Source organism: Pseudomonas sp. LBUM1661 (assembly GCF_059695925.1).
In genome coordinates, this window is sequence record NZ_CP166794.1 from 4,477,501 (window position 1) to 4,493,941 (window position 16,441).

Here is a 16,441-nt window from a genome sequence, read left to right on the forward strand (position 1 = left end):
ATATCAGGACGCCTCCTTGATTTTCTGCCCAGCGACGGTCACGGCGGATTTGCTCAGCACCGGATGCAGCAGCACGCGGAACGCGTTTTTCTGCGCCAGGCTGTAGAAGTCGTGGGCGAAGTCATCGAGGTCGGCGGCGGTCAGTTTCAGGCGACGCAGGAAGTAGTTGTAGACCAGCACCGCCGGCACCGCGACGGCGATACCGACGCCGGTAGCCACGAGGGCGGCACCGATAGGCCCGGCCACGGTTTCAAGGCTCGCCGAGCCCGCCGCGCTGATGCCTTTCAAGGCAGACATGATCCCCCAGACGGTACCGAACAGGCCGATGAAGGGCGAGGTGCTGCCGATACTGGCGAGGATCGCCAGCCCGCTTTCCAGTGAGCGCCGTTCACGCACGATCTGCTGGCGCAGGGCGCGCTCAAGACGGTCCTGGTGATTAATTGCCTGGCTCAAGTCAGCGGCATGTGCGTCCTCCGGCACCTGAATCGCGGCGTAACCGGCCAGGGCGACACGCGCGGCGGCACCCGGCTGGCTATGGGCCAATTCAGCGGCGGAATCGAGACTGGAGGCGGCCCAGAAGTGTTTATGGAATTTGCGGTCCTGGGTCTTCAGGCGAGTGAACTGCACACCCTTGAGCAAGGCCAGGCCCCAGGTGGCCACGGAAAACAGGATCAACAGCCAGATGACGGTGTGTTCGATGGATTCGAAGGGGGATGCAATCAGATTCATGGTCAGGCTCTCCAACAAGGCATTGAGTCGGTTGTAGCGATGCGCCTTTTGTCAGGTGGCCCGCGGTGTAGGTCGTTAGGTTGAGTTACTTGATTTTGAAATCGATGGGCACGCTGACCCAGCCGTCCTGGGCGACATCGCCCTGCTTGGCCGGGACGAAACTCCAGCGCTTGACCGCCGCCAGCGCGGCGTCGTCGAGTTGGTCGCGGCCACTGCTTTTCTGGATCTGAATCTCACCGGGCTTGCCGCTGGCCAGGACGTGCACCCGCAACAACACCGTGCCTTCCCAGCCACGACGCATCGCCAGTGACGGGTATTCCGGCGCCGGGTTTTTCAGGTAACCGGCGCTGGCCGACGCCGGGGTCACCGGTTTCGGTGCGGGCGGTGCCGGAGGCGCGGGGGCGGCGACCGGTTGTGGCGGCGCACGCGGGGCCGGTGGCTGCTCCACCGGCTTGGCCACAGGTTTGGGTACCGGTTTGACCACAGGCTTGGGTTTCGGAACAGGTTTGGGTGGCGGTGGCTTCACCGCCAACTCATCTTCAACCGGCGGTGGCGGTTCGACCACCGGCTGTGGAATCGGCTCGGGTGGTGGCGGTTCCACCACCGGAGGCGCCGGCTGCGAAAACTCGATGGTCATCGGCGGAATTTCCGGCGGCACCACTGGCAGTGCCAGCGGTGGGTTCTGGTTAACCCAGACGATCACCGCACCATGCAACACCAGCGCAAACACCCCGAGCAGGAAGCCTTCGCGGCGACTGAGCACGCGCCTGGGCGTGCTGTGCAGCCGCGACGCCGCCAAGGGCTGCCGAAACACCCGGCCAAGGTCGAGCAGCTCGCCGCCAGGCAGCGGGTGCCGAAATACCTCTAGGGCACTTCTGGTGCTCTGGACATTGCCCATTCATTAACTCCTGTAGACCTTTGGATTTATCTGCCTACAGGCATGATCAACGAAAGTTTTTATTTCATAAAAGAATATTTAATTATCCAAACATGCAGTTTTTGCATAACAAGCTTCACACCAGCCGCTAAGCGAAAGCGCCAGACCTAGGTTGCTGCGGCGAATCCCCGCTGCAAATCCTCAATCAACGCCTCGACATCCTCGAGCCCGATATGCAATCGCAGTACCGGATTCAGTGCGCGATCGGCGACGCTGTGACGATCCGTTGTGTCAGCCACCGTGATCAGGCTTTCGTAGCCGCCCCAGGAAGCCCCCAAACCAAACAACTGGAGTGCATCGATAAATCGCTCGACATAAGTAGCACTCGCGTCGTGCAGCTCGAAGGACAGCAGGCCGTTGCTGCCATTGAAATCACGTTGCCACAGAGCATGACCGGGATGATCGGACAGGGCCGGATGGAAAACCCGCTTCACCTGCGGTTGCGCTTGCAGCCAATGAGCGACTTCCAGCGCCTGGCGTTCGTGCACCTCCAGGCGTGGCGCCAGGGTACGTGCGCCGCGCAGTACCAGGTAGGCATCGTCCGGGCTGACAGTACTGCCGAAGGTGTCGCTCATGGCGGCCAGTGCCGGCCAGACATCTTCCCGCGTGCAGACGCTGCCCATCACCACGTCGCTGTGGCCGCACAGGTATTTGGTCAACGCCATGATCGAGATGTCCGCGCCCAAGGCCAGCGGCCGATACAGATAGCCCGAGCCCCAGGTGTTGTCCACGGCGAGCAGGATGCCCCGTGGCTTGCAGAGCGCGGCGATGGCCGGCAAGTCGCAAAGCTCGTACAACAACGAACCGGGCACCTCGGTGTAAACCATTTTGGTATTGGCTTGCAGTTGCGCTTGCAGGCCGCTGCCGTCCGCCGCGAAATAGCCGACCTGGATGCCGAACGGCTCAAGAAACTCCTTGGCCAGGCGTCGTACCGGCGAATAAACCGCGTCAGTGATCAGCACATGATCGCCGGGGCGCAGGTAGGCCAGGAACGTCTGCGCGACCGCCGCCAACCCGGTGCCGAACAAGCGAGTGCGATAACCGCCCTCCAACTCAGTGACCAGGTCTTCCAGGGCGAAAGCTGTCGGGTTGCCTCGGGCGCCATAGCTAAGGACCCGTTCGCTGTCGCGACGGGAACGGGCGTCGCGCATCTGCGCAAGGTTGTCGAACAGTACGGTACTCAAGCGGGTGACCGGCACGTTGACGGACCGACCGCCACCGCCCTTTTCGGTACGCGCCGAATGGACCAGGCGAGTACGTACCCGCGCCTCATTGTGTGCCTGGGGTCGGAGCGGCTTGAGACTGGCTATTTCGTCCTCGCTCATTTGCGCCAGCAAGCCGATTTCCCAGGCCAGGTACTGACGCGCCGCCTCTTTGTTACCGGAATGACGATCGTGGGTGAAAAACAGAAAATCAATGCACTGCGTATCGGGCGGCGTAAGGGCATTCTCTTGCACGGCAAAACCCGCCGCGCGCCAGGCGCCGAGACCACCGTCCAGAAGGCTGGTTTGCGCGCGTTGAGCGTCGGGCAATTCCAGCGCTGCAACAGCGGCCAGATGCGGATCATCGGCCAGCAACACCAAAGGCCGCTGCTCATCGGCAACCTCGGCCGCCAATTCCGAGCGGATCGACCAGCGCGAACCGGCTATATGACCTTTGCGATAGACCGTGCTCGGACGCAGATCAAGCAGCACAACCGCATCATCCTTCAACGCATCGGCCAGCGCCTGTGCGGTGATCAACGGCAACGCCTCGTGAGCGGTCAGCTCAAGCGCGGGTAACGCCAACCCACTGCTCACCCCACCCGCCAGAACATAAGCCTCATGACCCAACTGCCGCAGCCAACTGGCAATGATCGGCGCCCGCACGCCATCACTGTCGATCAGCACCAACCGCGCCCGACGCACGCCGACATACAGATCGGTGGATTGAATCAACTGCCCGCCCGGCGTGTGTTGAGCGCCCGGCAGACTGCCCTCGGCAAATTCCTCGGCGGTGCGCACATCGCACAGGAACAGGCTGCGCCCCGCTTCCCTGCCCCACTGTTCAACCTGAGCGGCTTCTACGGTTTCCACCCCGGCCCGCGCCGCCAGTTGCGCGGCGGCGAGACGCTGAGCCGGCAAGGACTTCGATGACACCTCGTCGGCATAGCGTCGAGTGCTGCCATGCTCTAACTGGAAGTCTTCCAGGTACCAGCCCTGAGTGCCATTTTCCAAGGCGTAGACCGGGTTTTTCAGACCAAGATTGATCAACGTCTGCGCGCCGATGATGCTGCGGGTGCGGCCGGCGCAATTGACCACGATCGGCGTGCGCTCGTCCGGCACCAGATCGTGCACGCGATAGCCCAACTCGCCGTTAGGGCAGCACACAGAACCGGGAATGGTCATCTTGCGGTATTCATCGAACGGCCGACCGTCCAGCACCACCAATGGCTCACCCCGGGCCTGCCATTCGGCCAGTTGTTGCGCGGTGACGTGCGGGGTGTGACTGGCCTCCTCGACCAGTTCGCCAAAGGCCTTGGAAGGCACATGCACACCGGCAAACAGCTGAAAACCGGCCGCCTTCCAGCCATCGGCACCGCCGCCCAGCACCTGCACGTTGTCATAGCCCAATGCGTGTAAACGCTGTGCGGCGCGCGCCGCGACTGCCCCGCCATTCTGGTCATAAATCACCAGCCGCACTTGAAGATTCGGCGCCAGGCGTCGGACCTCCAACTCCAGTCGGCTATAAGGCAGGTTCACCCCGAAAAACAGGTGCGCCTCGCCATATTGGCCGTGTTCGCGCACATCAAACAGGGCGATTTCCTGCCCGTCGAACAGCCATTGTTGCAGTTGCCCGGGCGTGACGGTCTGGCTCGTGGAATCGATCATGCGTAGGCCTTGATCGACGGCGCCATTTGAGAGGCGTTGTAATTGAGAATGCGCCCGTCGGCCTCGACGCCGTATCGGCCGTTGAGGGATTCCAGCGGCAAACCGTAGAGGTGGAAATGCAAGGTCGCCTGCTCGCCTTCGACACGGATGCCGTGCAGGTCTTCACCCAGAAACGAGATCGATGTACCCGGCTGCACGATCACTTCCCTTTCCAGGTGCAAGGTGGTGAAGCCCGGCTCGCGACCTTCATCTTCACGGGCGTAGACGTAGTTGATTTCCTGGCCTTCGACCGCGCTGATGATGGCCCAGGTTTCGTGGTTGTGCGCGATTGTGCTTTTGCCCGGCAACAACGAATTCAGGTACAGCGTCGGCGTATCGCCGTCGTCATTGAGGCGATAGCGAAACGCCGTGCTGCCCTGCCCCGGCACCGGTGCCGGGAACTCGTCGAAGTTGAACAGATCACGGCGCTCGGCCAGGTTTTCCAGCAAGGCGACGATTTCCACCAGCGCGGCGCGGTCGACGCCCCGTTGATTGATGACGCGGATTTTCTTCAGGAAATCCTCAATGACAGCGGCACGGTTAACGGTACTCATGAACAGGCTCCTCAGTATTAGACGGACAGGCTGTAGCGACCCAGGTTGGTCAGCAGGTAGGGATCGTGAGCGATCGCAGGTCGGCGCCCCGGATCACCCAAGGCATGACGCAGGAATGCCTGAGTGCGCTCGCTGGTCGGGCGTTGGAAAATGTGTTCGGCGCTGCCGTGCTCGACGATCACGCCGTTCTCGGTGAAGTAGACGATGTCGCTGATCTCTTCGGCGAAACGCATCTCGTGGGTCACCAACACGCACGTCATGCCCTCTTCCGTCAGCTCGCGAATCACCGTCAGCACCTCGCCGACGGTTTCCGGGTCGAGGGCCGAGGTCACTTCATCAAACAGAATCAGCTCCGGGCGCATCGCCAGCGCCCGGGCAATCGCCACCCGCTGTTGCTGGCCACCGGACAGCTGTCCCGGATAGGCATCGGCCTTGTGCTCCATTCGCACCTTGGCCAGCAGCGCCCGCGCATCTTTTTCGGCATCGACGCGGTTGCGACCCAGCACCTTGCGTGGCGCAATCACCAGGTTTTCCAGCACCGACAGATGCGGGAACAGGTTGTACTGCTGGAACACGAACCCCACACGCTTGCGCAACTCGATGCGCTGGGCTTCCTTGGCCAGTGAGCAAACCTCGGTGGCGCCGACTCGAATGCTCCCGCGCTGGGGCTGCAACAGGCCGGTGATGCAACGCAGGAGGGTCGACTTGCCCGAGCCGGACGGACCGATGATCGACACGGCCTGGCCGCGATGCACGTCGAGGTCGATGCCCTTGAGTACCGGATTGCCGCCGAAGGACAAGTGCAGATCGCGCAGGCTGACCAAAGGCTCGGCGACGGTTTCAATAGAAGGCATAACGTCGCTCCAGGCGTTGGGTGAGTCGGGAAATCGGATAGCAATAAGCAAAAAACAACACCAGCAAACTCAGGTAAATCACCACGGTAAAACCGGTCATGTTCACGGTGTTGCTGGCGATTTGCGCGGTGTCGATCACGTCATGCACACCCACCAGGGACGCCAGCGCAGTGCCCATGGTGATCACCGCATACAGGTTCATCCACGGCGGCAACATGCGCTTGAAGCACTGCGGCAGGATGATCGAACGGAAGATCTGCCCGCGCGTGAAGGCCAGGGAACGCGCGGCTTCCCACTGGGTACCGGGAATGGAAGCGATGGCGCCACGGAAGATTTCCGCGACGTTGGCACTGGCCGGCAGGGCCAGGCCGATCGTGACCTTGACCCAGTCCGGGAACGAAACATAAGCGCTGCCGATGTGGATCTCGAACGGGAACACGTAGGTGGTGAAATAGATCATCACCAGCCACGGCGCATTGCGGAAAACCTGCACCCAAATCTGCGCGGGCAAACGCAACAACCGCAGGGGCGACACGACCAATGCCCCCACCAACACCCCCAACAACGAACCCAAGCCGATCGCTAACAGGCTGATGAGGATGTTCTGGCCAAAGCCCACGGCCAGGGCCGGCGACCATTGCAGCAAGGCCCTGAACACCGGACTCTGAGGGGCGAAGTACAGCAATCCGAGCACGACGCACACCAACAACAGTAACTTGCCGACATGCCGGCGCGGCCCGGTCAGCGGTGTGCTGACGAACGACTCAATGGCCATAACCAGGCATCCTCAGGCGTGCTTCCAGCAAGCGCCCCACGCAATTGACGATAAAACTCAGCAGGCCGAAAAAGCTCAGGATCAGGATCATCAACTCCAGCACGTTATCGCTCTGGGTCCAGATCATGATCGCGGCGTAGGTGATATCCCCCACGGCAATGGCCGAGGCCACGGCGGTCATTTTCACCAGGTCGATCAGGTTGTTGATCAGCGATGGCAAGGCGAAGCGCAGGGCCAACGGCAGTTGCACATTCCACAACAACTGACGACTGCTGAAGGCCAGCGAACTGGCGGCCTCAAGGGTTACCGCCGGCACCGCCTCGATGCCGGCGCGCAAGGCTTCGGCATGGAACGCGCCCTTGTGCAGAGAGATCACAATCACCACCCAGGCGAATGGCGTCAGCGGATTGGCCGTGCCGACGGCTTGGGTCAGCAACATGTTCAGCACCAGGAACGCGCAATACAGCTGCACCAGCGTCGGCGTGTTGCGGGTGACTTCGACGAACACCCGCGCGGGTTTGGCCAGCCAGGGCTTGCCCGACGTCAGCATCGCCGCCAGCCCGACACCCGCCAGCAGGCTGCCGACGATGGTCAACAGGCACAGCAACACCGTGGTCAGCGCGCCCTGTTCCAGGGTGCCGCGTTGATAGGCGTCCAGCAGAAAGCTGTAGTTCAGGCCAAACCCGGCGATCCAGTGGACGAAATGCTCCAGCCAATGACTCATGCGTCGCCCTCAGGCACCGTTGGCCCGGAACTGTTTTTGCAGCTCCACCAAGGCCGGTGATGCGGGGGTGATGCGATTGCGGGTCTGCGCCTCGATCAGCCAGCCGCTGCGATGCAGTTCCTTGATGATCGGGTCGAGTCGGGCCTGGGTATCGCTTTCACCTCGACGGGTCCAGATCACTGAAGGGGCTGGATTGAGTTCCGGGCTGAGCGCGCGATAGCCCTGCCATTCGGCGGTGTCGGCGATCAGCGGATTGATCAGCGTGGCGTCATGCACCGCAGCGACGCAGTTGTTTCCACGCAGCGCCAGCAGGGATTCCGACGAACTCTTGAAGGCCTTGATCTCGGCGCCCAACTCGGTGAGTGGCTTGACGTAACTGCTGCCCTGGGAGGTGCAGACCGGTTGGCCTTTCAGGTCTTCCCAACGGCTGATCTTGCTGTCCTTGAGCACCGCTGCGGTGCCGCCGACACGGTAGAACGGCGTCGGCACAAAGCCGAGGATCTCGCCGCGTTCGGCGGTCCATTCCATATTGGCGATCAATAAATCAACTTTGCCCTGCTGCAGAAACTGCACACGGTTGGCGGGCAACACCGGCACCAGTTGCACGTCGGCCCCCAGTTGCCGACCCAATTCCTCCGCGAGATCAACATTCAAACCACGGGGTTTCTGCGTGGTGGGATCAATGCCGCCAAAGGGGCCGCCGGACAACAACACGCCGACCACCAGCACATGGCGTTGCTGGATTTTGTCCAGGGTGGCATCAGCTTGAGCGCTGGTCATTGCAACCATCGAGATCAAGGCCCCCAACATGACAGGCAACAATCGTTTAACCGGCGAGCGCTCGAGCAACATGGATTTCCCCCTTCAAGAATGATCGGCGTACCCCGACCTGATGTGTGGGCATCCTAGGTACAGTCCTGAAGTAACGGAAATTCAAATATCTAATATCGTTATAACTTCCAGTATCAAAATTGACAGGAAATCTTGGATAAGCCCATTTTTACGGATGATTTTTTCCTGGAAAGTAAATGAGCACCCACAACACATAAAGATCTGTAATATTTATGTTTGCAGCCCTGATATAAAAACACCGCCGGGAATGGCCATGTCGACCTCATCTACCCTCGATCTCGAATTACTGCGCACCTTCATCGCCGTGGTGGATCACCACAGCTTTGCCGAGGCCGGCGCGCAACTGGCCCGCACGCAATCGTCGGTCACCCAACACATGCAACGCCTGGAACAACTCGTCGGGGTGAACCTGTTCGAGAAGCGCGGGCGGCAAAAGCAACTCACCGAAGCCGGGTTGCAGTTACTGCGGCATGCGCGGCAGATGCTCTCGCTCAACGACGACGCCCTGAACTCTCTGCGTGAAAGCAGCTTGAGCGGCGTGTTGCGCATCGGTTCGCCCCATGACATCGCCGACACCATCCTGCCGCCGATCCTCAGCCACATTGCCCGCTCGGCACCGCGATTGCGCCTGGAGATCGATGTTGGCCGCAGCCCGTTCCTGATGGACGACCTGCACCGTGGCAAGGTCGACATGGTGATTTCCACGCGCGCAGACCCAAGCCTCGAAGGCTTTGCCCTGCGCACCTCGCCGGTGTGGTGGATCTGTTCGGCGCAGTACATTCATACCCCCGGCGAGCCGTTGCCGCTGATCCTGGTGGATGAACCCAGCATCTATCGCCGCTATGCGCTGGAGGCTCTGGAACGCGCCAACATTCCCTGGCGCCAGGCCTATCTGGCGTCGAATCTGATCGGCATCAAAGCGGCGACTCGCGCCGGCCTGGGCGTCACGCCACGAAGCATGGAAATGCTCGGCCCGGACATGCGCGTGCTGGGCGAGAACGATGGCTTGCCACGGCTGCCAGACGTGACCTATCACTTGTGGATTCGCCCCAACACGGTGAATCCGCTGGTGCGTCGGGCGTATGAATTGATCAGGAGCAGCCGGGGTCTCTAATCGAAAAAGCCCGGCACGGAGAATCCCTGCCGGGCTTTTTTGCGTCACTTTTATCGCGCCGATCATGTTGGACCTTGTTGATTCTGTTGTGTCTGTGGGCCGATGATGCGGCGGAGCCCTTTATCGGTGCTTCGACACACCGCCTCGCAGAAAAACAAAAATACAGGAGTTGATCATGTCCGAACTGAAACTGCACCCCAACGCCGCAGCGTCCTTGAGCCAGTGGCACGCGATGATCAGTAAAGGCGACTTGCGGGCCCTGCCCGAGTTGCTGGACCCACAGGCCGTATTCCGCTCACCGATGGCTCACACGCCTTACCCCGGAGCAGCCGTGGTGTCGATGATTCTCAACACGGTCATCGAGGTGTTTGAAGATTTTGTTTACCACCGGGAATTGGTATCAGCAGACGGGCTGAGCGTCGTCCTCGAATTCAGCGCCAATGTCAGCGGAAAAGCGTTAAAGGGAATCGACATGATCCGCTTCAATGAACACGGAAAAATCGTCGAGTTTGAAGTGATGGTCCGTCCCTTGAGTGGTTTACAAGCCTTGGGCGAGCAAATGGGACAACGTCTTGGCGCGTACTTGGCGGCCAGTAAAGCCTGATCACGGGGCATCGTTTTACGCGAGGCGCAGCCGCACGCGCCTCGCTTCTATCGACTTCGGCGCCGGAGCGCAGGATGTGTGGATCAACCAGGCCGACGAGCGTGGTGATTTGTATCGCAGTGTATTTATGCGGGTGATCTTACACAGCGTTACACAACCGCCGGATCAGGACACACAGGCACTACATGAAGGTGAAAAAGTAGGCACGTCGCTGCCCCTGGTAGGAGCGAGCTTGCTCCTACAGGATTGGCATCGCCCTTAAACCTTCTAGCAGGAGCCCGTCCATGATCAATAAAATCGACACCGTGTTGTATACCGGTAAAACCCACACCACCGGCGGCCGTGACGGCGCGTCGCGTAGCTCCGATGGTCGTCTGGAGATCAAGCTTTCACCTCCGGGCTCGTCGGGCAGCGGCACCAACCCCGAACAGCTGCTGGCGGCCGGCTGGTCCGCCTGCTTCATCGGCGCCATGGGCAAGGCGGCTGCCGCGATGAAAGTGACCCTGCCGACCGACCTCGCTGTCGATGCCGAAGTGGACCTGGGCAAGACCGAAGACGCCTTTTTCCTCCAGGCGCGCCTCAATGTCAGCCTTCCGGGCCTGGACCCCGCCGTTGCACGAACCGTGGTCGACGACGCACACCTGCGTTGCCCGTACTCCAAGGCGCTGAGTGGCAACATCGACATCACGATCAATCTGGTTTGACCGGAGCTGCCCGCCGGCGCAGCCTGTCTTTCCGGCAGTCATCCGAAACAGGGCGCATCCAAACGTTCATGAGATCATCATGAGCAAGATCGATACCTGGCTCACTCAGTGGGCACGTTCACTGATAGGAAGGACCGTATTATGACGACACGAACTGAAACGGCCATTCTGGCCGGCGGCTGCTTCTGGGGTATGCAGGATCTGATCAGGCGCCAGCCCGGCGTGCTGTCCACGCGGGTGGGCTATACCGGCGGCGACGTACCAAACGCGACGTACCGCAACCACGGCACCCACGCGGAAGCGATCGAGATCGTGTTCGATCCGGAGCAAACCAGCTATCGCCGGATCCTCGAGTTTTTCTTCCAGATCCACGATCCGACAACAAAGAACCGTCAGGGCAACGACATTGGTTTGAGCTACCGCTCGGCGCTCTTCTATCTCGACGATGAGCAGAAACGCGTAGCCGAGGACGCCGTGGCCGACGCCGATGCCTCCGGCCTCTGGCCCGATAAGGTCGTCACTGAAATCAGCCCCGCCGGCCCGTTCTGGGAGGCAGAGCCTGAGCATCAGGATTACCTCGAACACTACCCCAACGGCTACACCTGCCACTTCATTCGACCGGACTGGAAGCTACCCAAACGCGCGTGACGGTGCCGGGCATTGCACCTAAACGATGGCGGGATACTCATCGACACTGTCCGGCCAGGGCGTCAACACCTGGAAGCCGTCGTCAGTGACCGCCACCATGTGCTCCCACTGGGCCGACAATGAATGATCCTTGGTGACGACCGTCCAGCCGTCACTGAGGGTTTTCACGTGGCGTTTGCCGGCGTTCAACATCGGCTCGATGGTGAAGATCATGCCGGTTTTCAGCTGAAGGCCCTGGCCCGGATAGCCGTAATGCAGGACCTGCGGTTCGTCGTGATACACCTTGCCGATACCGTGGCCGCAGTATTCGCGCACGACGCTGAAACCCTCCTTTTCGGCGGCGCTCTGAATCGCATGACCAATGTCGCCCAAGGTAGCGCCGGGCCGGACCACCCGGATGCCGGCACACATGGCTTCATAGGTGGTCTTGACCAGATGCCTGGCGTCCGGCGACGGTTCGCCGACGAAGTACATGCGGCTGGTGTCGCCGTACCAACCGTCCTTGACCACGGCAATGTCGATGTTGACGATGTCGCCATTTTCGAGCGGCCTGGCCGACGGAATGCCATGGCAGACCACCTGGTTGACAGACGCACACACGGTTTTCGGGAAGCCGTGATAACCGACATTGCCCGGAATGGCTTTCTGCACGTTGACGATATAGTCGTGGCAGATCCGGTCGATTTCGTCGGTGGTCACCCCAGCCTTGACGTGGGGCGTGATCATCGCCAGCACCTCGGCGGCCAAGGTGCCCGCCACGCGCGACTGGGCGATGTGTTCCGGGGTGTTGATTTTGACGTTAGCCTTCATTGCTTGGCTCCCGAGACCGCATCAACGTCCGTGTGATGCGCAACCTCGGCGAGTGCGCACACCTGTTTAACGTCAAGACCGCCAGCCAGTTCGGCACGAATCAGCAAGCGGCAAATGTCGCTGTGGTCAAGGTTGGGGTGCAACTCCGTCAACATGCCGATGCGCATCCAGTGCTCGGCCTGGGCATTGATCGAGCGGCTCAGCGCATTGCTGGCGACACGCAGATTCTCGTGCATGTCTTCTGAAATTTTTACGATTCCCACAGACTCATCCAATATGAAATGCATATGAATCGTATATTAGTCGATGGCGCAGTGAGATCGCAAATCCAAGGCATTAAAAAGCCCGCACTGGGCGGGCTCGGGGTTGTGAAAGTGAGTAGGTGGCCGGTGCTGGTCTCCGGCTTACAAGGTTTATCAGGCTTCTGACAGAACAGTTTTGTGCTGTCCTGCTTCACACGGCATAAGGGCTGGATCTCAGCGCGGAGATCTTTCTAACCGTGTACCCTTCGGAGCGCGCCCCACGCTTCCTCGCTATCCTCTTGCGCATCAGTCTGCGTCTTCACCTACAGGTTGAAGAATAGCAAAAGGCGCGCACTGCGGAAGGGGCATTTTTAGAACGTTTCTACCCAAGGGGAAACCCGGCAGGATGGAAAAACTCTATCGCCCTCGCTTACTTCTCCAGCACCACCAGCGGCGTGTCTTTCTTCACGATGTACGTGGCCAATTCCGCGCCGTTACCCGTACCGATATTCTTCGCGATGTGCGCGGTGCCGGCGGGGATGTACAACGAATCGCCGGTTTTGAGCGTGACCGGTGGCTGCCCATCGAGCTGATACTCAAACGTACCCTCGATCACGAAAGCGACTTCCACCCCAGGATGGGAATGCTTGGGCGATGTCACACCCGGTGCGAAATCAACGCGAACCTGAATGACCTCACGCCCGGCGACGTCCAGATCCTTGCGCAACAGATCGGTGCGGTGCAGCCCTGCCTGCCAGCCTTTGCTCTCTTGAGCCTGAGCGAGGCCGGTGAAGGCGGTGAGTGCCGCGGCAGTCGCCAGTACGACGCCAAACACGCCAGCGGTCTTACGAATGTTGATACGGGACATCGCATTTTCTCCAGTGAGTGCCGCGGATGCGGTGGTCCCCATTAGGAAGTCGCGGTGTATCGCGCACGTGTCCCGCAACACAGGGTTTTGTATGTGAAGGTAGCTGCCGGCGCGGTAGATACGTACAGATACAAACTGCCCTGCCTGGATTGGCGCTAGAGGTCCTGATCGACCGGCCCCGCCCCGCGATTACCCTTGAAGGCTTCACGTCGTGCAGCTCGCTCGGCGGCATAGGCTGCGCTGGGCTCACTGATCAATTCGTCACGGCGCAACAGTTCGCCGCAATGCTCACAAAGCGGCCCAAGCCCGGCGGTGTGGCCGCAGCTTTTGTGGGTGTAAACGACCGCCAAACCCTCCTCCTCCGACTTGCACCAGGTTTCGCCCCAGGCGCGTAAAGCGAGCACCACTGAATAGAAAGCCTGCCCTTTCGCGGTCAGGTGGTACTCGTAACGCAGCGGCCGCTCGCGGTAGGGACGACGTGCAACGAGCCCATCGCCTTCCATACTCTTCAAGCGTGCAGCAACCATTTGCGGGGTACCGCCGGTCTGCGCCTGGATCTCATCAAAGCGATGACTGCCCATGAACAACTCGCGCAGAACCACCACGGTCCAGCGATCGCCCACCACGGCCTCGGCCCGTGAAATCGGGCACAGGGTTTCAGCAGCTTTTTTGTTTTCCGACATCAGGAGTTGCCTCTTTCACACATACTATGATTATCATATCAACACGATGCCAAGGCAAGTCCACGGCACCGATCATCTAAAACCTGCGGAGAAAGTGCCATGCCAAACGCCAGCTACCCTCTCGATCGGACCGCCTATCTGCTGGTCGATCCCTACAACGATTTTCTCTCGGAAGGCGGTAAGGTTTATCCCTTGATCGAGCCCATCGCCAATCAGGTCGGCTTGCTCGACAACTTGCGCACCCTCGACCGCGCCGTCCGTGCCAGTGGCCTGCAGGTGGTTATCGTACCGCACCGCCGTTGGGAGAAAGGCGACTACGAAGGCTGGGATCATCCAAGCCCCACCCAGTGCAAGGTCATGCACATGCATCACTTCGCACGCGGTGAATGGGGCGGCGACTGGCACCCCGATTTCGCGCCGAAGGACGGCGACATCGTCGTTCAGGAACATTGGGGGTCGAGCGGGTTTGCCAACACCGACCTGGATTTTCGCCTCAAGCAAAAGAGCATCACCCACGTCATCATCGTGGGCCTGCTGGCCAATACCTGCATCGAAGCGACAGCCCGTTACGCTGTGGAACTCGGCTACCACGTCACGCTGGTGCGTGATGCGACCGCCGCCTTCAAACCGGAAATGATGCATTCCGCGCACGAGCTGAACGGTCCGACCTTCGCCCACGCGATTGTCACGACGGACGAACTCGTCGCGGCTCTGGCGCAGCAGGGGTAACGGACGATGAAATTGACTGGAAACCTGTTTATCGGCGCAGACGATGTCCCTGGTACCGAAGGGACTATGAAGGCGCTCAATCCTGCCACCCATCAACTGATCGAACCGGATTTCGCCTTGGGTGGCGTGGCCGATGTCGACCGGGTTGCGACACTCGCCGACGCGGCGTTTGATGATTACAGCCATACCTCGCTCGCCCGGCGTGCAACGTTCCTTGAGAGCATTGCGGACAATCTCGACGCGGTCCGCAAGGAACTGGCCGCACGGGCTGCGCTGGAAACGGGTCTGCCCGAGGCGCAGCTTGAGGGCGAGGTGACAAGAGCCGCGACCCAGTTCCGCCAATTCGCCGAGGTCGTGCGCAAAGGGCGTTTTCTGCAATTAGCCATCGACCCGGCACAGCCTGATCGTCAGCCACGTCCGCGCATGGATCATCGACTGCAGAAGATGGCTATCGGTCCGGTGGCTATTTTCGGCGCGAGCAACTTTCCGATTTCCTATTCGGTGGCGGGTGGTGACACCGCGTCGGCGCTGGCGGCAGGCGCGACCGTCATACTCAAGGCGCATAACGCCCATCCCGGTGCTTCGGAAATTCAAGCGGCGGCCATTCGCAAGGCTGTGCAAGAGAACGAACTGCCCGAGGGTGTTTTTTCGATGGTGCGCGGCAGCGGCAACGCGATCGGCGAAGCGCTGGTCGATCATCCCTTGGTCAAGGCTGTGACGTTCACCGGCTCGGAGCAAGGTGGCATGGCGCTGTATCGGCGTGCGCAACTACGCCCCGACCCGATTCCGGTGTTTACCGAGATGACCAGCGTCAACCCCACGTTCATCCTGCCCCAGGCGCTGGCCGCGCGTGGCGCACAGATCGGCGATGGTTTTGCCGAGCGCATGCTGGTGAATGTCGGGCAAGCCTGCCTCAAGCCCGCCATTCTGTTTGCGATCGAAGGGGATGGTTTTGAGGCGTTGCGCGCCGCGATGGTGAAGCGTGTGACCGAGGCATCGGCGCGCACGATGCTGACGCCGGGGATTCATGCGTCGTACATCCGCGGCCTCGCCGGTATGGAGAATGCCGGTGCACGTCGTGTTGCCGAAGGCTCGGCAGCGGCTGCGGACTCTGAGGGTCAATCGGCGTTGCTTGAGGTCGATGGTCGAGACTTTCTGCGGGACGCCGCGCTGGCTGAAGAAGTCTTCGGTCCGTCAGCGCTGCTGGTGAAGGTCGAGAACGAGGATGAAATGCTCGCGGTGGCGCGCTCGCTGCGCGGCCAACTCTCTGCGGCGATGCATCTTGAAGCGGGTGATATGCCATTGGCGCATCGCTTGCTGCCGATTCTGGAGCGGCGCACCGGACGCATTGTCGTCAACGCCTTTGCCCATCCGCAGGAGGTGACTTTTGCCACCGTTCACGGCGGGCCGTTTCCGGCAACGTCGGACAGCCGCTTTACTTCGGTTGGCATGACGTCGATTGAGCGTTTTTTGCGGCCGGTGGCTTATCAGGGGTTTCCTGATGCGCTGTTGCCTGAGGCGTTGCGTGAAGATAATGCGTTGGGGTTGCCTCGGAGTGTGGAGGGGCGATAAGAAGTGGATTGAGATTGAGGGCCTATCTATTGTTGCGGGAGCGGCGGCTGGCGGTTTCGTTCCTACAGCGATTGACGTGGAAAAGCCCCAAGTAACCAAGGGCTTTTTCCCCTCCATTCGGTGCCATCGGCCA

19 protein-coding genes (1 of these 19 cut by a window edge) are annotated in these 16,441 nt (G+C 60.6%); 6 read left to right on the forward strand and 13 right to left on the reverse strand.

Annotated features, from left to right (window positions below; translation table 11 throughout):
* The 9 genes from ACA057_RS20555 to ACA057_RS20595 form a co-directional block, all read right to left on the reverse strand.
* On the reverse strand, window positions 1–2 hold a 2-nt sliver of the coding sequence (locus tag ACA057_RS20555) for an ExbD/TolR family protein (RefSeq protein WP_019578566.1). 400 nt of this gene lie to the left of the window's left edge; just 2 of its 402 coding nucleotides fall inside the window; the start codon is cut by the window's left edge — 2 of its three bases fall inside, at window positions 1–2; its stop codon lies off the left edge, out of view.
* 1 nt (window position 3) lies between these two features.
* Window positions 4–729, reverse strand: a complete 726-nt coding sequence (locus tag ACA057_RS20560; protein WP_497341838.1) for a MotA/TolQ/ExbB proton channel family protein — start codon at window positions 727–729, stop codon at window positions 4–6.
* An 85-nt stretch (window positions 730–814) separates the two neighbouring features.
* Window positions 815–1,627 carry an energy transducer TonB gene (locus ACA057_RS20565; RefSeq protein WP_497341840.1) on the reverse strand — a complete coding sequence of 271 codons (813 nt, stop codon included), beginning with the start codon at window positions 1,625–1,627 and terminating at the stop codon, window positions 815–817.
* A gap of 146 nt (window positions 1,628–1,773) precedes the next feature.
* A complete protein-coding gene (gene metC, locus ACA057_RS20570; RefSeq protein WP_497341842.1) occupies window positions 1,774–4,536 on the reverse strand; it encodes a cystathionine beta-lyase in 2,763 nt (920 codons plus the stop codon).
* On the reverse strand, window positions 4,533–5,129 hold the full coding sequence (locus tag ACA057_RS20575) for a cysteine dioxygenase family protein (RefSeq protein WP_497341844.1): 597 nt from the start codon (window positions 5,127–5,129) through the stop codon (window positions 4,533–4,535). Before ACA057_RS20575 ends, metC begins: the two co-directional genes overlap by 4 nt.
* A gap of 17 nt (window positions 5,130–5,146) precedes the next feature.
* Window positions 5,147–5,983, reverse strand: coding sequence for an amino acid ABC transporter ATP-binding protein (locus tag ACA057_RS20580; RefSeq protein WP_497341846.1), 837 nt, complete (start codon window positions 5,981–5,983; stop codon window positions 5,147–5,149).
* Window positions 5,970–6,758 carry an amino acid ABC transporter permease gene (locus ACA057_RS20585; protein WP_497341848.1) on the reverse strand — a complete coding sequence of 263 codons (789 nt, stop codon included), beginning with the start codon at window positions 6,756–6,758 and terminating at the stop codon, window positions 5,970–5,972. The genes ACA057_RS20580 and ACA057_RS20585 overlap by 14 nt, the downstream gene beginning before the upstream one ends.
* The gene (locus tag ACA057_RS20590) at window positions 6,748–7,482 is read right to left on the reverse strand and encodes an amino acid ABC transporter permease (RefSeq protein ID WP_497341850.1); all 735 of its coding nucleotides are present in this window, start codon (window positions 7,480–7,482) and stop codon (window positions 6,748–6,750) included. Before ACA057_RS20590 ends, ACA057_RS20585 begins: the two co-directional genes overlap by 11 nt.
* Before the next feature lie 9 nt (window positions 7,483–7,491).
* Entirely contained in the window at window positions 7,492–8,334 is an 843-nt protein-coding gene (locus ACA057_RS20595; protein ID WP_497341852.1) for a transporter substrate-binding domain-containing protein, read from the reverse strand.
* Between the two features lie 253 nt (window positions 8,335–8,587).
* Between ACA057_RS20595 and ACA057_RS20600 the strand changes: the two genes are divergently transcribed.
* The 4 genes from ACA057_RS20600 (at window position 8,588) to msrA (ending at window position 11,404) form a co-directional block, all read left to right on the forward strand.
* Entirely contained in the window at window positions 8,588–9,448 is an 861-nt protein-coding gene (locus tag ACA057_RS20600) for a LysR substrate-binding domain-containing protein (RefSeq protein ID WP_401365005.1), read from the forward strand.
* A gap of 175 nt (window positions 9,449–9,623) precedes the next feature.
* The gene (locus ACA057_RS20605) at window positions 9,624–10,052 is read left to right on the forward strand and encodes a nuclear transport factor 2 family protein (RefSeq protein ID WP_497341854.1); all 429 of its coding nucleotides are present in this window, start codon (window positions 9,624–9,626) and stop codon (window positions 10,050–10,052) included.
* Window positions 10,053–10,336: 284 nt separating this feature from the next.
* Window positions 10,337–10,756 (forward strand): organic hydroperoxide resistance protein, encoded by a 420-nt coding sequence (locus tag ACA057_RS20610; protein WP_497341856.1) that lies wholly within the window; start codon window positions 10,337–10,339, stop codon window positions 10,754–10,756.
* 141 nt (window positions 10,757–10,897) lie between these two features.
* On the forward strand, window positions 10,898–11,404 hold the full coding sequence (gene msrA / locus ACA057_RS20615; RefSeq protein ID WP_497341858.1) for a peptide-methionine (S)-S-oxide reductase MsrA: 507 nt from the start codon (window positions 10,898–10,900) through the stop codon (window positions 11,402–11,404).
* A gap of 18 nt (window positions 11,405–11,422) precedes the next feature.
* Here the strand turns inward: msrA and map are convergent, their stop codons facing one another.
* The 4 genes from map to ACA057_RS20635 all read right to left on the reverse strand — a co-directional run bounded on the left by map (window position 11,423) and on the right by ACA057_RS20635 (window position 14,007).
* Window positions 11,423–12,214, reverse strand: coding sequence for a type I methionyl aminopeptidase (gene map / locus ACA057_RS20620; RefSeq protein ID WP_497341860.1), 792 nt, complete (start codon window positions 12,212–12,214; stop codon window positions 11,423–11,425).
* Window positions 12,211–12,477: a ParD-like family protein gene (locus tag ACA057_RS20625; protein ID WP_497341862.1), complete on the reverse strand. Its 267-nt coding sequence runs from the start codon at window positions 12,475–12,477 to the stop codon at window positions 12,211–12,213. Before ACA057_RS20625 ends, map begins: the two co-directional genes overlap by 4 nt.
* A gap of 409 nt (window positions 12,478–12,886) precedes the next feature.
* Window positions 12,887–13,324 (reverse strand): cupin domain-containing protein, encoded by a 438-nt coding sequence (locus ACA057_RS20630; protein ID WP_497341864.1) that lies wholly within the window; start codon window positions 13,322–13,324, stop codon window positions 12,887–12,889.
* Window positions 13,325–13,479: 155 nt separating this feature from the next.
* Window positions 13,480–14,007 (reverse strand): winged helix-turn-helix transcriptional regulator, encoded by a 528-nt coding sequence (locus ACA057_RS20635; RefSeq protein ID WP_497341866.1) that lies wholly within the window; start codon window positions 14,005–14,007, stop codon window positions 13,480–13,482.
* A gap of 99 nt (window positions 14,008–14,106) precedes the next feature.
* Between ACA057_RS20635 and ACA057_RS20640 the strand changes: the two genes are divergently transcribed.
* Entirely contained in the window at window positions 14,107–14,736 is a 630-nt protein-coding gene (locus ACA057_RS20640) for a cysteine hydrolase family protein (RefSeq protein ID WP_497341868.1), read from the forward strand.
* Between the two features lie 6 nt (window positions 14,737–14,742).
* Entirely contained in the window at window positions 14,743–16,308 is a 1,566-nt protein-coding gene (locus ACA057_RS20645) for an aldehyde dehydrogenase (NADP(+)) (protein ID WP_497341870.1), read from the forward strand.
* Window positions 16,309–16,441 lie beyond the last annotated feature (133 nt).

Excerpts from the sequence above, each read along its gene's own strand:
- ACA057_RS20635 (WP_497341866.1), bottom strand. The coding sequence starts at position 14,007 with ATGTCGGAAAACAAAAAAGCTGCTGAAACCCTGTGCCCGATTTCACGG.
- ACA057_RS20585 (WP_497341848.1), bottom strand. The coding sequence starts at position 6,758 with ATGGCCATTGAGTCGTTCGTCAGCACACCGCTGACCGGGCCGCGCCGG.
- metC (WP_497341842.1), bottom strand. The coding sequence starts at position 4,536 with ATGATCGATTCCACGAGCCAGACCGTCACGCCCGGGCAACTGCAACAA.
- ACA057_RS20600 (WP_401365005.1), top strand. The coding sequence starts at position 8,588 with ATGTCGACCTCATCTACCCTCGATCTCGAATTACTGCGCACCTTCATC.
- ACA057_RS20605 (WP_497341854.1), top strand. The coding sequence starts at position 9,624 with ATGTCCGAACTGAAACTGCACCCCAACGCCGCAGCGTCCTTGAGCCAG.
- ACA057_RS20560 (WP_497341838.1), bottom strand. The coding sequence starts at position 729 with ATGAATCTGATTGCATCCCCCTTCGAATCCATCGAACACACCGTCATC.
- ACA057_RS20580 (WP_497341846.1), bottom strand. The coding sequence starts at position 5,983 with ATGCCTTCTATTGAAACCGTCGCCGAGCCTTTGGTCAGCCTGCGCGAT.
- ACA057_RS20575 (WP_497341844.1), bottom strand. The coding sequence starts at position 5,129 with ATGAGTACCGTTAACCGTGCCGCTGTCATTGAGGATTTCCTGAAGAAA.
- ACA057_RS20595 (WP_497341852.1), bottom strand. The coding sequence starts at position 8,334 with ATGTTGCTCGAGCGCTCGCCGGTTAAACGATTGTTGCCTGTCATGTTG.
- msrA (WP_497341858.1), top strand. The coding sequence starts at position 10,898 with ATGACGACACGAACTGAAACGGCCATTCTGGCCGGCGGCTGCTTCTGG.
- ACA057_RS20590 (WP_497341850.1), bottom strand. The coding sequence starts at position 7,482 with ATGAGTCATTGGCTGGAGCATTTCGTCCACTGGATCGCCGGGTTTGGC.
- ACA057_RS20645 (WP_497341870.1), top strand. The coding sequence starts at position 14,743 with ATGAAATTGACTGGAAACCTGTTTATCGGCGCAGACGATGTCCCTGGT.
- ACA057_RS20565 (WP_497341840.1), bottom strand. The coding sequence starts at position 1,627 with ATGGGCAATGTCCAGAGCACCAGAAGTGCCCTAGAGGTATTTCGGCAC.
- map (WP_497341860.1), bottom strand. The coding sequence starts at position 12,214 with ATGAAGGCTAACGTCAAAATCAACACCCCGGAACACATCGCCCAGTCG.
- ACA057_RS20640 (WP_497341868.1), top strand. The coding sequence starts at position 14,107 with ATGCCAAACGCCAGCTACCCTCTCGATCGGACCGCCTATCTGCTGGTC.
- ACA057_RS20630 (WP_497341864.1), bottom strand. The coding sequence starts at position 13,324 with ATGTCCCGTATCAACATTCGTAAGACCGCTGGCGTGTTTGGCGTCGTA.
- ACA057_RS20610 (WP_497341856.1), top strand. The coding sequence starts at position 10,337 with ATGATCAATAAAATCGACACCGTGTTGTATACCGGTAAAACCCACACC.